The sequence below is a fragment of the Asticcacaulis sp. genome (assembly GCF_035497195.1).
GTDB lineage: Bacteria > Pseudomonadota > Alphaproteobacteria > Caulobacterales > Caulobacteraceae > Asticcacaulis.
The window spans coordinates 550833-564490 of record NZ_DATJDZ010000014.1 but is presented as its reverse complement, the minus strand read 5'-3'; the positions used below and the strand labels follow the sequence as shown (position 1 = coordinate 564490).

Here is a 13658-nt window from a genome sequence, read left to right as displayed (position 1 = left end):
AACTGATCCTGCGCGGCACGCCTAGCGGCTTCGGAGAAACAGGCAAGTCATATAGCGGTTCCGGTAACGACCGCCAGATCCCCGCCCGCTATAAACCGGCCACACCCATACAGGAAATGCAGACATGACAAAGATCGCTCTCGTAACCGGCGCCAGCCGGGGCCTCGGCCGCAATACTGCCCTTAATATCGCCCGCAAGGGGAATGACGTCATCCTCACCTATCAAAGCCGTCGCGATGACGCACAGGCCGTCGTCGCCGAAATCGAGGCCATGGGCCGCAAGGCCATCGCCCTCCCGCTCGATGTGAGCGACGTAAAAAGCTTTCCCGCCTTCGCCGGCAATGTACAGGCGGCGCTGCGCGACACCTGGCAGACCGGCACCTTCGATCACCTCGTCAACAATGCCGGCCACGGCGACATGGCCCTGATCGCCGACACCACCGAGGCGCAGTTCGATGCCCTGGTCAATGTCCACTTCAAGGGCGTGTTCTTCCTGACTCAGGCCCTGCTGCCGCTGATTTGTGACGGTGGCCGCATCGTCAATCTCTCCACCGGCCTGACCCGCGTTTCCTATCCCGGCTTCGCGGCCTATTCGGCGGTGAAAGGCGCGGTCGAGATCCTCAGCGTCTATCTGGCGAAGGAACTCGGCAGCCGCGGCATCACCGTCAATACGGTGGCGCCCGGCGCGATCGAGACCGATTTCCTTGGCGGCGCCGTGCGCGACATGCCAGACCTCAACACGATCTTCGCCGAAATGACGGCGCTTGGCCGCGTCGGCGTACCGGACGATATCGGCCCGATGATCGCCAGCCTGCTGTCCGATGACAATCGCTGGATGACCGCCCAGCGCATAGAGGTCTCCGGCGGCCAGGTCATCTGACCGCTTTTTCCGGATCATACCCTAGCAATTTACTCGGTTTTGCCCTATCTAGCGGCTTTGTTTCTGTGCTCAAACGCCGCACAGGCTCCTCGCATAGGCTCGGGCAGACACTTGTCCTTTCCAGAATGCGGTGAGTCAGGCTCACCGTATTTTGGAACCATGACCGTCTGCGCCGTCCCCCTTATCCAATCGGCTGATCTTGATGCCGCCATCGAAGCCACCCGCCAAAGCGTCGGGTTGCCGCAGGGGGCGCGCGTGGTCGCGGCCATGTCGGGCGGGGTCGATTCCACCGTGGTCGCCGCCCTGCTGCATCAGGCCGGATACGAAGTCATCGGCGTCACGCTCCAGCTTTACGACCACGGCGCGGCGCTGAAAAAGACTGGCGCCTGCTGTGCCGGTCAGGATATCCACGACGCCCGCATGGCCGCCGAAAAGATCGGCATCGCCCACTATGTGCTCGATTACGAAAGCCGTTTCCGCGATTCCGTGATCGAGGAATTCGCCGACTCTTATCTGCGCGGCGAAACCCCGGTGCCGTGCATCCGCTGCAATCAAAGCGTCAAGTTCCACGACCTGCTCGATGTCGCCCGCGACCTCGGCGCCCTTGCCATGGCCACCGGCCACTATGTCGAACGCTCGACGGATGGCCAATTGCGCCGCGCATCCGATCAATCACGCGACCAGAGCTATTTCCTCTTCGCCACCACCCGGGCGCAGCTCGATTTCCTGCGTTTCCCGCTGGCCGGCATCCCCAAGCCGCAGGTGCGCGATATTGCGCAGCAACTGGGCCTGAAAATCGCCCACAAGCCCGACAGCCAGGACATCTGCTTCGTGCCGGAAGGCAAGTACACAACGCTGATCAACAAGCTGCGCCCGCAAGGCATGGAAAAGGGCGATATCCGCCATATAGACGGCCGCGTGCTCGGCAAGCATGACGGCATCACCGGCTATACCATCGGCCAGCGCCGCGGCCTGAATGTCGCGGTTGGCGAGCCTTTGTTCGTTACCCGCATCGACGCTGACGCCCGCGCCGTTATCGTTGGTCCGCGCGAGGCTTTGCTGACCCGCGCCCTGACGCTGAAGGAAACCAACTGGCTGGGCGATGAAGCCGACCTGCTGGCCGCCGCTCGCGCAAACAAGCCGGTGCTAGCACGCGTGCGTTCCACCCGCCCGCCGGTTCTGGCGCGGCTGATCGCCACCGATGACCGCATCGAAGTCGAATTCGACGGCGCGGAAGAAGGCGTGGCCCCCGGCCAGGCCTGTGTGCTGTATGATACCGCCGATGACGGCCGCGTGCTCGGCGGCGGCTTTATCGCGTCTACGCGCGCCGCCCTGGCGTCATAATACCGAAAGCGGCTTGCGGATAAAACTCGGACAATATATCGTATACAGATATATTTGAGGGGATGTTCCATGAAAATGTTTGCGTTTGCGGCTGTGTTTGCCGCCCTCGTTCTGACGCCGGTGGCCGTGTTCGCGCAGACAGCGCCGGAAGCGCCCGAAATCACCATTACCGTGACCGAAACGGCCAATCTGCGCACCCTGGCCGATCAGCAGGGCTATGATGGCCAGTCGGCGGCCAGCTATCTGTTCGTCGTCCCGGCCAAAACCAATATTCTCGGCAATCCGGGCGGCGGCTCAGGCATCGATACCGGCAAATGGCCCGAAGGCATATCGCTGGTTCTGCTCATCAAGGGCAATGTCTATGGCGGCGGCGGCAATGGCGGCGACGGCGGCGATACGCCTTTGGTGCGCGATGGCGGCCGTGGCGGTGACGCCATCTACGTTCAGGCGCCAATCGGCATCGCCATCACCAAATCCGGTTCGGTCAAGGCCGGCGGCGGCGGAGGGGCCGGCGCGGACGGCATCGGCTCGGGCGGCGGGGGCGGCTTCCCCAATGGCAAGGGCGGCGAAGGCGGCAGCGCACTGCAAGGCGACGGCGGCATCATCGTGGCCGGCAATCGCGGCTATTACGGCACGATCGGCGGCGGCGGCAAGGGTGGCCAGCGCGGCGCTTCGGGCGGCGATGGCGGCAATGCCGGTATGCCGGGGCAATCGCTGAACCGCATGGGCGGCGGCGAAGGTTTTGCTATCCGCACCAACGATTTCCCCGTTACGTTCGACAACAAAGGCGACCTGCGCGGCCAGATCGGCTGATTCTCCTCCCCATTTCTCAAATGGGGAGGTGGCGCCGCGAAGTCGGCGACGGAGGGGGCCTTAATCCACGTTGGCGCTGTACCAGTCGCCTCGTGCCCGTACCTCGACCGGCATACCAAAAAGCGCCGTCAGGTGCGCGCTGTCGAGCAGCTCCGCCTTGTCGCCTTCATGTAATAATTTACCGTCCCGCAACATGACAATATGGCCGATCTCCGGCAGGATTTCCTCGATATGATGGGTGACCATGATCAGGGTGGTATTGACCGCAAGCCTGCGCAGGCTTTCCAGGAATACCCGCCGCGAGGCCGGATCAAGCCCGGCGCACGGCTCGTCAAGCAGCAGCGCTTTTGGCCGGTGCACCAGCGCCCGCGCGATCAGCACGCGCCTGGCCTCGCCGGTCGAAAGCGTCGACATATCGCGCCCGGCCAGATGATCCGCCCCGGTTTGAATCAGCGCCTCATGGCTGCGCGCACGCATGTCTTCGGTGACGGCGTGTTGCTTCCACAGCCCCCGCGCCGCGAAGAAACCGGAGACAACGCAATCGAAAACTTCCAGCGGCGGATGAGCGTCGAAATCAAGCTGCATCGAGGACGACACGATCCCCATCAGGCTGCGCAGGTCTGTGACGTTCCAGCGCTCATGGCCGAACAGCGACACATGGCCGCCCGCCAGCGGATAGAGCTGGCGCGTAACCAGCTTGACCAAGGTGGATTTGCCGGAGCCGTTCGGACCGAGAATGGCGGTGTGCTGGCCAGCTTTGAGGGTGAGGCTGAGACCATCGAGCAGGTGGCGTTTGCCGCGCACCACCGAGGCGTCGCGTATGGTAAGCAGGGACAGGTTGGACATCCGGGCCTTTTATAGACCTTTCAACTGAAAAACTATCTTTTTCAGCCTGCCTCAACCTATCCCCCGACATCCGCAAAGCCCGGCCTTTTCAAGCGGGACTTAGTCAATCAGCGTGTCAGTTCGGCGACCTTCTTGGCACTGAGATGCGTCGCTTTCTTCGCATAGGAGCCAACATCATGACCGGTCTTCTTAACGCGGTTAAAATCGATATCGCGCAGGCTGGACGGCAGGCGCGACATATCGACAGTCCCCAGGCCTAACTGATCGCGCAGGCGTTCCACACGCGTTTTCGCTGTTTTCTGATGGCTTTTGCCATAAGCGTAACCGGCAAGCGCGCCAGCGGCCGCCACAGCCGCATAGCCGGCAATTTTGCGCCAGTCTGTTTTCCGGCTGACGGCAACGGCCTCATCGACAACATCGTCAACAAACGTATCCGTCTCTTTATCCGTGCCGTTTTCCGGCTTCATATCATCAACAGCAGCGGCCACAGTGTTTTCGAACTTGTCCAGGGTATCCATGATCAGCTCCATTTGTCATTTAGGGGTGCGTTGCACTGCACACTAAGGACAAGGACATAAAGAATATCCGGGTTACGCAATGGAGAAACATCAATAAGAAATAAGGCTGCCCCTGCAAACTCAAGCGTGTCGCGCGTCTCCCATCGAGTCCTTATTTTGAGTGCACTAAGCTTAACGATAAGCGAAAGAATTCAGCAACTGTAGCGGGCCCGGCGGACGCTCAATTCAGCAAACGCATAAGGCGAGACATCATGTCTGAAATGACTACCCATACCGCGGCTCATACCGCCCGACGCATTCTGGTCGTCGATGACAACGAGTCCTCCGCCATGACACTAAGCTGGGCGATGGAAATGTATGGCTATGAAGTCAGGACTTGCTATGATGGTGTTTCCGCTGTTGCCGTCGCGGATGATTTTCAGCCGGAAATCGTCCTGCTCGATATCGGCATGCCCATCATGGACGGTTACGAGGTGTGCCGGCAACTGCGGAAAAATCCGGCCCTTTGTGGCCTACGCGTGGTGGCACAAACCGGGTGGGGCGATGCCGAAACGCGCCGACGCACCAGAGAAGCCGGTTTTGACGAACACCTTACCAAGCCGGTAGATTTGTGGGCGCTGAAAGACATGCTCGATAGCAATCCGGCGCCGCATTAAGGCGGCGACTGGTGGTTGGAGGCGGATCCGAACCGCCGACCTGTGGGTTATGAATCCACCGCTCTAACCAACTGAGCTACCCAACCGTACCAGTGCCTTATCGAGAGCGGACAGGTTCACGCTCTCGGAGGGAGGGCGTATAACCAATATGTCGGAGGGGTTCAAGACTTAAGATAAGTGATTTTGCGCAATTTGTTCGAGCGTCTTCACCAGACGCGCCTGGCCGGCCGCCAGGCTGAACTGCGACAGGGCATAGACCTGCGCATTACGGGCCTTTTCCAGCGTCGTTTTCCAGTCGGCCAGGGCGGTGCTTATAGCCGCCGCCAGCCCCTCCGGGTCTTCCGCGGCACAGAGCTGACCGAGCGCGCCGTGCTGTAAAATCTCCTTCGGGCCATCGATATCGGTCGCCACCACCGGCACGCCGGCCGCCATGCTTTCGGCCACCACCAGCCCGAACGGCTCGACGCGCGACGGCAGCACAAACAGGTCGAGCCCGTGCAGGTAATCCGCCGGCTCATTGATCCAGCCGGCGAACTGAACGCGATCGGAGACGCCTTCGTCGATGATCAGGCGCGTCAGGTGCGGCATTTCCGGGCCATCACCGGCGATTTTCAGGATAGCATCCACGCCCTGCGCTTTCAGAAGAGCCAGGGCGCGCACCATGACATCTATGCCCTTGTTGACGTGCAGTCGCCCCAGGGTGCCCAGCACCGGCGTTCCCTTTGGCGCCGACTTGACCGGGCGCTCATTCAGCGGACCGAAATTGGCGACGGTAAACAGCGGCATATCCGGATGCGATGCCGCCACGCTGTCATGCACCGAGTCGGAGACGCAGATAGCGGCGCGCAGCCGGCTGAGTTGGCCCTTGTGGCGGAAATTATGCACCACCTGCACCGTCTTTTTCGCCGTACCGAGAAAGGGCAGCAGCGCGATGCCGGTAGCGCGGTTGCCATGCGTCAGGACGATATCGGGGCGAAATTCGCGGGCGATGCGGCGTAGCGCCCAGGCGGCGAAGGGATCGTGATTGACCAGCGCATTGACCCGGCGGAACGCCGCCGCCGGCAGGTGATGCGCCAACACGCCATCGCTGTGGCCAAGACTTAAAACGTCTATCCCCGCCGCCGTCATCGCTTCGTGGTAACGCAGGGACATGGTTTCGACACCACCGCGCACCTGGGCCAGCATGATATTGAGGACGCGCATGGAAGACTTATCCGGAGACAGACGAAAAACTCAGGGTTTTATCGTACAGATATTCGGCGGAATTACAGCCCTTTACCGCTATTTTCGTTATTCGGATGCCGGAAAGTCGCCAATTCGTTTCATTTGATGCTTTTTAGGATTTGGCTGGCGTTTTTAGGTAGAAATTTGCCCCAAATGTGCTCAGTAATAGGAATGTGTTGTGCCGAGATGCGTTCCGGGGGTAAATTTTGTCCGATCTGATTGATGAACTTGATGCCCGTATCCTGGAACTGATCCAGGAGGACGCCTCGCTCTCCGTGGCCGATCTGGCCGAACGTGTCGGCCTGTCGCCCTCGCCCTGCTGGCGGCGCATCAAGCGGCTGGAAGACCTGGGCGTGATCCGCAAGCGTGTGACGGTGCTCGACGCCGAAAAGCTCGGCCTTGGTTTCGAGGTCTATGTCTCGGTCAAGCTGTCCCTGCCCTCACGCAGCAATCTGGAAGCCTTCGAGTCGCGGCTGGAAAACTGGCCTGAAGTCGTCAGTTGCCAGACCGTCACCGGCCACGAGGACTATATGCTGCGGGTGATGACGCGCGACATGCACGCCTATGACGATTTCCTGCGCGACAAGCTGCTGGCCTCGGACCTTGTGTCCGGCGTCGAAAGCCGCATTATCATGCGCAGCGTGCGCCAGACGACGGCGGTGCCGATCAGCCTGGTGATCGACCTGACGGGCGCCTCTAAGGCAACGGGAGAGAAATAATGCGGCATATCTGGCTGATCTCCTGTCTGGCCTTTGGTTTGGCGGCCTCAGCGCAGGCGCAGGCCGTCGACCCGGCTTCCGATCTCGGCCAGTTCCGCACCCTGCGCGGCGACGGCATGACCGCGCTCGACAAGGGCGACACGGCCGCCGCTCTGGACGCTTTCGCCAAGGCGCAGGCCATTCTGCCGGATTCGCCCTCCATTCCCCTGTTGAGCGCGCAGGCCTTCCTGAAACAAAAGCGCAAACCCGAAGCCAAGGCGGCGCTGCTCGATTATCTGCGGCGCGGCAATCTGCTCGATCTCAGCAAAAACACCGAGTTCAACGCCATCTGGGACGGCGATCTGGAAAACCAGCTCCAGGCCAACCAGACGACGATAGGCGATATGGAGGGCCTGACCGCCCTCAAAGGGCTCAATATCGTTGAGGGGCTCGCCTATGTGCCGGACCCTAGCCAGCTTTACCTGAGCAGCATCCATGACGGCAAGATCCTCGCCCTGTCGCCGGAAGGTGCGCGCGATGTCATCGCCTTCCGGCCAGGCGTCGCCGCCTATGGTCTGGGCCTGCGCGATGGCACGTTGTGGGCCGCCACAGTGCAAAGCCGCCTGACCCAGGGTTACGATCCCGCCAAGCCGGTCAATTCCAAGATCGTCGCCTTCGCCGCTGCGGATGGGAAAGTCATCTCAGCGGTCAGCGACCCGGCCAAAAAAGACCGGGAGTTCGGTCATTTGCTGCCGGGGCGCGACGATCTCTATGTCGCCGATACCGCCCACGGCGAGGTTCTGCGCCTGACCGGCTATGGCAAGGATCTGGAAGTGCTGATCCCCGAAGGCTATATGGACAGCCCGCAGGGCCTGGCCGAAAATGCCGACGCCACGGCGTTGATGGTCGCCGACTTCACCTCCGGGCTTTACCGCGTTGATCTGACGGCTGGCAGCATGGCGCGCCTGTTGCCGCCGGCGGACGGCAACCTTTTAGGCATCACCTCGCTCAGCCGCCACGGCAACGACCTGATCGCGGTGCAGAATGGCCTAAAACCCAACCGAATCCTGCGCCTGCATATGTCGGCCGACTGGACGCAGGTCGAAAAAGTCGAGATCCTGCTGCGCTCGGACAAGCTGTTGTCGCAGCCGACGCAGGGCGTGGTGGCGGGCGATGAGTTCGTCTTCGTCGCCGACAGCCAGTGGGGCAATCTCGATGATCGCGGCAATGCGAAAACCGATACCCCCGAACCGGCGATTATCGGCGTGATCAAGCTTAAGCCGTAGCTTTGTGCGAATTCCTGTTGAAGAGGATCACGGAAAGGCACGGAAGAAGACGGAAACACACGAAAATATGAGCTTGTGATGACGCCTGCGCCCGCAGGGCATTTGCCGCGCGTCTGTGAAAACAGATGTGACGTGATCGCGCGTCGCGCAGAAGCTGTCACGCAAAGAATTCCGTGCCTTTCCGTGATCCCCTTATCTTTTTCACACCAAAACGTGACTCATTTTCCGCTTGCCATTTCCGTTATGCGATTTATTCTCAATCGCATAACAGGAGTCGTCATCATGGTGTTATTGAGTCTCGGATCGGAAGCCCTGATCGCCCTTTTGCGCACAGAAGACCGCCGAACCCAGCCCAGACCGCACCCGTCGCCGCCGGAAGCCCACACGCATTTACCACCCAAGCCGGGGGAGATCTCGCCGTTTTCCTCATTTTACAATCATCTAATTAGTTAACAAATTATTATTGTCATCCGGTTGCCGCTGTGGCAAATCTGGCATCGGCCTTGCGTGAGTCCCACGCAAAGGGTTCAGGACTGTACCGAAAACGGACAGCCGGCCCGCAGGCTTACAGGTGCGGAAATGCGTATGCGAACAGTTGTTTTGGGAACTCTTTTGGCCGCTTTGGCCGCCGGCGGCATGATGATCGCCAGCCTGGCCGACGCCTCAACCCTGACGCCCGATTTCAACACCTTGAGCCACTCCAGCCAAACCCTGGCGCGCAGCGGTGATTTCGACGGCGACGGCCGCACGGACGAACTTTACATGGCGGGTGAGGCTGATACCGGCCGCGTCGCCATCCATGTCCGCCTCAATACGGTCAATGGCGATGAGGATATCCGCGTCACCAGCGTCGATAGCGGCAACAGTACGCCCAACCTGCACGTTGCCGCCGCCGGCGTTTATCAGGCCGACTGCGGCACCTACACCACCGATTGCGCCACCGCCGGCATTCACACCACAAACGACAGCCTGATCCTGGGCCTCGATGGCGATACCACAGTGCTGCTGCACTGGCAGGGCGATCATTTTGAAACCGATTTCATTCGCAATGATGAAGCCCGCATGGCGCGCGCCTTTTCCGCGCTCTACGCCCTGAATCGCTAAGCGCACTGAAAAACAAACACAAACAAAGAGATGAATGGTCGCGTGATATTTCACGCGGCACCATGCGCATGTGCGACATATTATCTTTGCATTATCTTTCATTCTCCACATAATATTAAAATTATTTTGCTTGGTTATGCGCCGTGAGCATGGCTACATCGGCCCTGCCAAAAATCGAAAAAGTAAGAGTTCAAACTGAACAATGGGTCGATCAGCAGATTACAGTAAGCAGAGGTGCGCCATCGCGGCCAGCCTTGAAATCGTCGGCGAACCCTGGACCTTGCTGATCATCCGCGATGCGTTTGACGGCCTGTGCCGGTTCGAACAATGGCAGGAAGCCCTGGGCCTGGCGCGCAATGTGCTGGCCGCGCGCCTCAAGCACCTTGTCGCCCACGGTATTTTCGAGCCGCGCCTTTATTGCGAACGCCCGCGCCGCTACGAATACATCCTCACGCAAAAGGGGCAGGAACTGCGCCCAATGATCGTTTTCATGAACGACTGGGGTTCACGTCATGTCTATGGCGAGGAAAAACCGGTCACCGAACTGATCCACGAAACCTGCGGCCATTCGTTTAGCCCGGTGGCGCACTGCGCCCACTGTGAGCAGCGCGTGCAGATGACCGACCTGTTCTCGCAGCAAAACCCCGAGGCCAAATCGATCGGCGAACTGAACCGCGCCCGCCTCGTCGCCGAAGAGATCGATTAATCCCCGCTTTTATAGAAAGCCCAGATTCCACTGTCGAACCAGACATCACTCTCGAAGATGTGTTTGGTCCTGGCGTGCCAACCGGCCGATATTATAGAATACAATAACGAGCTGACACAGGCGGAGGACTGATATGCGGATATGGACAGGCTTGGGCGCTCTGGCTTTGGCGCTGATATTCACCGCATCGCCGGTTTTGGCCGGCCCCACAGTGCGGCTGATGAGCTATAATGTCCGCGTCGATGTCAGCAGCGATAATCCGCGCTGGGCCGAGCGCCGTGATCCGATGGCGAAACAGATCGCCTTCACCGCACCCGATATCTTCGGCGTTCAGGAAGCGGCGCAGACCGCCGTGGCCGACCTCGCCGACCGCCTGCCGGGCTACGACCATTACGGCCTTGGCCGCGACGACGGCAAGAACGGCGAAACCACCGCCTTGTTTTACAGCCGTGAACGGTTTGAACGGCTTGAGGCCAGCACGCAATGGTGCTCGAAAACGCCGGGTGCGCCCGGAAAGGACGCCGACGCCGCCTATCCCCGCACCATCACGCGGTTGGTCCTGCGCGACAAACTGAGCGGCCGGTTGCTCGATGTCCGCAATACCCATTTCGACAATGTCGGCGTAGTGGCGCGCGAAAATTGCGCACGTCAGCTTGAGGCCATCCCGCGTTACAAGGAGGCCGTCGTCATGGTCATGGGCGATTTCAATACCGGCGTCGACAGTACGCCCTACCGCATATTAAGCAGCGAAGAGGGCCTCAATCTGAAGGATGCCCGCATCGGCGCCGCCATCGATTTCGGCCCGGCGGGCACCTTCAATGATTTCAAGATCGCTCAGACCAACGGCGAGGCGATCGACCACATCTTCGTCGATCGCGCGCTAACTGTCAGCCGTTTCGCCGTCCTGACCGACAGTTTCGATGGCCGGGTGATTTCCGATCACTTCCCGATCGTGGCGGATGTGGTCTTGCCTTAGCGGCGATCGCCGCGGATCAGAAGGGCGCCCAGGATAAACCCGACGCCCAAGGCAATCGCCACCGACGGCAGCGGATTTTCCTCGATCTTGTGCTTCGCCTGGCTGGAATAGCGCTTCACATCGTCACTGGCGTGATCGGCGAAATCGCGCACCCTGGCCTCGGCTTCCTTGGCGCGTTCGGCCACCACATGCGTGGCGTGCTCGACCTCGTGCCTGATCATTTCGGAAATCGACTCGACCTCGCCTTCATTGAGCGATTCCAGCTTACGGGCGGCGGCTTTGGCCTTGGCAGACAACATAACAGGCTCCTCAGAATTGCGGTTAGGATCAAACCTAACGGGAATATAGTGATTAAACCGTTCGGATTTCAGACCATTTTATAATTTTTTTGTGAGGAACCGCCCTTGCCTCCCTCTTGACTCCGGCAGGCACCGGCACTACTTCAAAGCCGCCTTAGCACTCGCCGTGGGCGACTGCTAACACGCATCCTTAACAAAATGAAAATGGAGACATCCCATGAGCTTTCGCCCGTTAGGCGACCGCGTTCTGGTCAAAAGAGTCGAAGAAGAATCCAAGACCAAGGGTGGCATCATCATCCCTGACACCGCCAAGGAAAAGCCGCAGGAAGGCGAAGTCGTCTCCGTCGGCCCCGGCGCCCGCAATGACAAGGGCGAGCAAGTCGCGCTCGACGTCAAGGCCGGCGACCGCATCCTGTTCGGCAAGTGGGGCGGTACGGAAGTCAAGATCGACGGCGAAGACCTGCTGATCCTGAAGGAATCCGACGTTCTGGGCGTTCTGACGAAGTAATTTTCTGCCCCGCCTATACCTCCCCGACTTGTTGGGGAGGGGGACCGCACGACGCCGCGAAGCGGCGAGATGTGGTGGTGGGGTTTCTTGCTTCGGGTCAAGCACCCATCCAAAAACCTTTCAATTCAACGCCAAAAGATAGGACTACATATCATGGCTGCCAAACAAGTTCTCTTCGGTTCCGACGCGCGCGACAAGATGCTGCGCGGCGTAAACATCCTCGCTAACGCTGTTAAAGTGACCCTCGGCCCCAAGGGCCGCAACGTCGTGCTCGACAAGTCCTTCGGCGCCCCGCGCTCGACCAAGGACGGCGTCTCCGTCGCCAAGGAAATCGAACTGGAAGACAAGTTCGAAAACATGGGCGCGCAGATGATCCGCGAAGTCGCCTCCAAGACCAACGACAAGGCCGGTGACGGCACCACCACCGCAACTGTGCTGGCGCAAGCCATCGTGCAGGAAGGCATGAAGTCGGTCGCCGCCGGCATGAACCCGATGGACCTGAAGCGCGGCATCGACAAGGCTGTCGCCATCGTCGTCGAGCAAATCAAGGCGTCCTCCAAGAAGGTCACGACCAACGCCGAAATCGCCCAGGTCGGCACCATCTCGGCCAATGGCGACACCGAAGTCGGTGAAATGATCGCCAAGGCCATGGAAAAGGTCGGCAATGAAGGTGTCATCACGGTTGAAGAAGCCAAGACCGCCGAAACCGAACTCGACGTCGTCGAAGGCATGCAGTTCGACCGCGGCTACCTGTCGCCTTACTTCATCACCAACCCCGACAAGATGGAAGTCGTCCTCGAAGACCCGTACATCCTGGTGTTCGACAAGAAGATCTCGTCGCTCCAGCCCATGCTGCCGATCTTAGAGGCCGTCGTCCAGTCCGGCCGTCCGCTGCTGATCATCGCCGAAGACGTTGAAGGCGAAGCCCTGGCCACCCTCGTCGTCAACCGCCTGCGTGGCGGCCTGCGCGTTGCCGCCGTCAAGGCGCCTGGCTTCGGCGACCGCCGCAAGGCCATGCTGGAAGACATCGCCGTCCTGACCAAGGGCGAAGTGATCTCCGAAGACCTCGGCATCAAGCTGGAAACCGTCTCGCTCGACCAACTCGGCCGCGCCAAGAAGGTGACCATCACCAAGGAAAACACCACGATCGTTGATGGTTCCGGCGAGAAGTCCGACATTGAGTCGCGCATCGGCCAGATCAAGAAGCAGATCGAGGAAACCACCTCGGACTACGACAAGGAAAAGCTGCAGGAACGTCTGGCCAAGCTGGCCGGCGGCGTTGCCGTCATCCGCGTCGGCGGCTCGACCGAAGTCGAAGTCAAGGAAAAGAAGGACCGCGTCGACGACGCCCTCAACGCCACCCGCGCGGCCGTTGAAGAAGGCATCGTCCCCGGCGGCGGCACGGCGCTCCTGAAGGCCTCGCTGGCCCTCAAGGGTCTCGAAGGCGTCAACCCCGACCAGACGGCCGGCATCAATATCGTCCGTCGTGCGATCCAGGCGCCCCTGCGTCAGATCGCCGAAAACTCGGGCGTTGAAGGCTCCGTCGTCGTCAATGCCGTTCTGGCCAATGAATCGGCCACCTTCGGCTTCAACGCCCAGACCGAACAGTATGTCGATCTGGTTGCCGATGGCGTTATTGATCCGGCCAAGGTTGTCCGCACGGCGCTGCAAGACGCCGCTTCGGTCGCCGGCATCCTGATCACCACGGAAGCCGCTGTCGCCGAAGCCCCCAAGAAGGACGCCCCCCCGGCTCCGCAAATGGGCGGCGGCATGGGCGGCATGGGCGGTATGGATTTCTAA

General features: G+C 60.3%; 15 protein-coding genes and 1 tRNA gene. 11 read left to right on the top strand and 5 right to left on the bottom strand.

What is annotated here, in order from left to right:
- Nucleotides 1-124 precede the first annotated feature (124 nt).
- The 3 genes from VL130_RS06705 (at nucleotide 125) to VL130_RS06695 (ending at nucleotide 3037) form a co-directional block, all read left to right on the top strand.
- On the top strand, nucleotides 125-880 hold the full coding sequence (locus VL130_RS06705; protein ID WP_325361968.1) for an SDR family NAD(P)-dependent oxidoreductase: 756 nt from the start codon (nucleotides 125-127) through the stop codon (nucleotides 878-880).
- A gap of 159 nt (nucleotides 881-1039) precedes the next feature.
- Nucleotides 1040-2224 (top strand): tRNA 2-thiouridine(34) synthase MnmA, encoded by a 1185-nt coding sequence (gene mnmA / locus VL130_RS06700; protein ID WP_325361967.1) that lies wholly within the window; start codon nucleotides 1040-1042, stop codon nucleotides 2222-2224.
- 69 nt (nucleotides 2225-2293) lie between these two features.
- The gene (locus VL130_RS06695) at nucleotides 2294-3037 is read left to right on the top strand and encodes a hypothetical protein (protein ID WP_325361966.1); all 744 of its coding nucleotides are present in this window, start codon (nucleotides 2294-2296) and stop codon (nucleotides 3035-3037) included.
- Between the two features lie 60 nt (nucleotides 3038-3097).
- On the opposite strand, the gene VL130_RS06690 is transcribed toward VL130_RS06695, so the two are convergent.
- Nucleotides 3098-3883: an ABC transporter ATP-binding protein gene (locus tag VL130_RS06690; protein WP_325361964.1), complete on the bottom strand. Its 786-nt coding sequence runs from the start codon at nucleotides 3881-3883 to the stop codon at nucleotides 3098-3100.
- Nucleotides 3884-3990: 107 nt separating this feature from the next.
- The gene (locus VL130_RS06685) at nucleotides 3991-4401 is read right to left on the bottom strand and encodes a hypothetical protein (protein ID WP_325361963.1); all 411 of its coding nucleotides are present in this window, start codon (nucleotides 4399-4401) and stop codon (nucleotides 3991-3993) included.
- 251 nt (nucleotides 4402-4652) lie between these two features.
- Between VL130_RS06685 and VL130_RS06680 the strand changes: the two genes are divergently transcribed.
- Nucleotides 4653-5057, top strand: a complete 405-nt coding sequence (locus VL130_RS06680; RefSeq protein ID WP_325361962.1) for a response regulator — start codon at nucleotides 4653-4655, stop codon at nucleotides 5055-5057.
- A 9-nt stretch (nucleotides 5058-5066) separates the two neighbouring features.
- Here VL130_RS06680 and VL130_RS06675 read toward each other — a convergent pair.
- Nucleotides 5067-5143, bottom strand: a tRNA-Met gene (locus tag VL130_RS06675).
- A gap of 82 nt (nucleotides 5144-5225) precedes the next feature.
- Nucleotides 5226-6260: a glycosyltransferase gene (locus VL130_RS06670; RefSeq protein WP_325361961.1), complete on the bottom strand. Its 1035-nt coding sequence runs from the start codon at nucleotides 6258-6260 to the stop codon at nucleotides 5226-5228.
- Nucleotides 6261-6487: 227 nt separating this feature from the next.
- Here VL130_RS06670 and VL130_RS06665 point away from each other — a divergent pair, with 227 nt between their 5' ends.
- From VL130_RS06665 to VL130_RS06645, 5 genes are all read left to right on the top strand, one after another.
- Entirely contained in the window at nucleotides 6488-7000 is a 513-nt protein-coding gene (locus VL130_RS06665) for an Lrp/AsnC family transcriptional regulator (protein WP_325361960.1), read from the top strand.
- Nucleotides 7000-8265 (top strand): tetratricopeptide repeat protein, encoded by a 1266-nt coding sequence (locus tag VL130_RS06660; protein WP_325361959.1) that lies wholly within the window; start codon nucleotides 7000-7002, stop codon nucleotides 8263-8265. Before VL130_RS06665 ends, VL130_RS06660 begins: the two co-directional genes overlap by 1 nt.
- A 585-nt stretch (nucleotides 8266-8850) precedes the next feature.
- Nucleotides 8851-9369: a hypothetical protein gene (locus tag VL130_RS06655; protein WP_325361958.1), complete on the top strand. Its 519-nt coding sequence runs from the start codon at nucleotides 8851-8853 to the stop codon at nucleotides 9367-9369.
- Between the two features lie 202 nt (nucleotides 9370-9571).
- On the top strand, nucleotides 9572-10075 hold the full coding sequence (locus tag VL130_RS06650) for a helix-turn-helix domain-containing protein (RefSeq protein ID WP_325361957.1): 504 nt from the start codon (nucleotides 9572-9574) through the stop codon (nucleotides 10073-10075).
- A 133-nt stretch (nucleotides 10076-10208) separates the two neighbouring features.
- Nucleotides 10209-11051, top strand: a complete 843-nt coding sequence (locus VL130_RS06645; RefSeq protein ID WP_325361956.1) for an endonuclease/exonuclease/phosphatase family protein — start codon at nucleotides 10209-10211, stop codon at nucleotides 11049-11051.
- Here the strand turns inward: VL130_RS06645 and VL130_RS06640 are convergent.
- Nucleotides 11048-11350: a DUF883 family protein gene (locus VL130_RS06640; protein WP_325361955.1), complete on the bottom strand. Its 303-nt coding sequence runs from the start codon at nucleotides 11348-11350 to the stop codon at nucleotides 11048-11050. The two genes, VL130_RS06645 and VL130_RS06640, sit on opposite strands and share 4 nt — an antisense overlap.
- Nucleotides 11351-11567: 217 nt before the next feature.
- Here VL130_RS06640 and groES point away from each other — a divergent pair, with 217 nt between their 5' ends.
- Nucleotides 11568-11858, top strand: coding sequence for a co-chaperone GroES (groES, locus tag VL130_RS06635; protein ID WP_325361954.1), 291 nt, complete (start codon nucleotides 11568-11570; stop codon nucleotides 11856-11858).
- Between the two features lie 153 nt (nucleotides 11859-12011).
- A complete protein-coding gene (gene groL, locus VL130_RS06630; RefSeq protein ID WP_325361953.1) occupies nucleotides 12012-13658 on the top strand; it encodes a chaperonin GroEL in 1647 nt (548 codons plus the stop codon).

What these genes read in the sequence shown, in the direction of transcription:
- VL130_RS06705 (WP_325361968.1), top strand. Translation starts at nt 125, where the DNA reads ATGACAAAGATCGCTCTCGTAACCGGCGCCAGCCGGGGCCTCGGCCGC.
- mnmA (WP_325361967.1), top strand. Translation starts at nt 1,040, where the DNA reads ATGACCGTCTGCGCCGTCCCCCTTATCCAATCGGCTGATCTTGATGCC.
- VL130_RS06695 (WP_325361966.1), top strand. Translation starts at nt 2,294, where the DNA reads ATGAAAATGTTTGCGTTTGCGGCTGTGTTTGCCGCCCTCGTTCTGACG.
- VL130_RS06690 (WP_325361964.1), bottom strand. Translation starts at nt 3,883, where the DNA reads ATGTCCAACCTGTCCCTGCTTACCATACGCGACGCCTCGGTGGTGCGC.
- VL130_RS06685 (WP_325361963.1), bottom strand. Translation starts at nt 4,401, where the DNA reads ATGGATACCCTGGACAAGTTCGAAAACACTGTGGCCGCTGCTGTTGAT.
- VL130_RS06680 (WP_325361962.1), top strand. Translation starts at nt 4,653, where the DNA reads ATGTCTGAAATGACTACCCATACCGCGGCTCATACCGCCCGACGCATT.
- VL130_RS06670 (WP_325361961.1), bottom strand. Translation starts at nt 6,260, where the DNA reads ATGCGCGTCCTCAATATCATGCTGGCCCAGGTGCGCGGTGGTGTCGAA.
- VL130_RS06660 (WP_325361959.1), top strand. Translation starts at nt 7,000, where the DNA reads ATGCGGCATATCTGGCTGATCTCCTGTCTGGCCTTTGGTTTGGCGGCC.
- VL130_RS06655 (WP_325361958.1), top strand. Translation starts at nt 8,851, where the DNA reads ATGCGAACAGTTGTTTTGGGAACTCTTTTGGCCGCTTTGGCCGCCGGC.
- VL130_RS06650 (WP_325361957.1), top strand. Translation starts at nt 9,572, where the DNA reads ATGGGTCGATCAGCAGATTACAGTAAGCAGAGGTGCGCCATCGCGGCC.
- VL130_RS06645 (WP_325361956.1), top strand. Translation starts at nt 10,209, where the DNA reads ATGCGGATATGGACAGGCTTGGGCGCTCTGGCTTTGGCGCTGATATTC.
- VL130_RS06640 (WP_325361955.1), bottom strand. Translation starts at nt 11,350, where the DNA reads ATGTTGTCTGCCAAGGCCAAAGCCGCCGCCCGTAAGCTGGAATCGCTC.
- groES (WP_325361954.1), top strand. Translation starts at nt 11,568, where the DNA reads ATGAGCTTTCGCCCGTTAGGCGACCGCGTTCTGGTCAAAAGAGTCGAA.
- groL (WP_325361953.1), top strand. Translation starts at nt 12,012, where the DNA reads ATGGCTGCCAAACAAGTTCTCTTCGGTTCCGACGCGCGCGACAAGATG.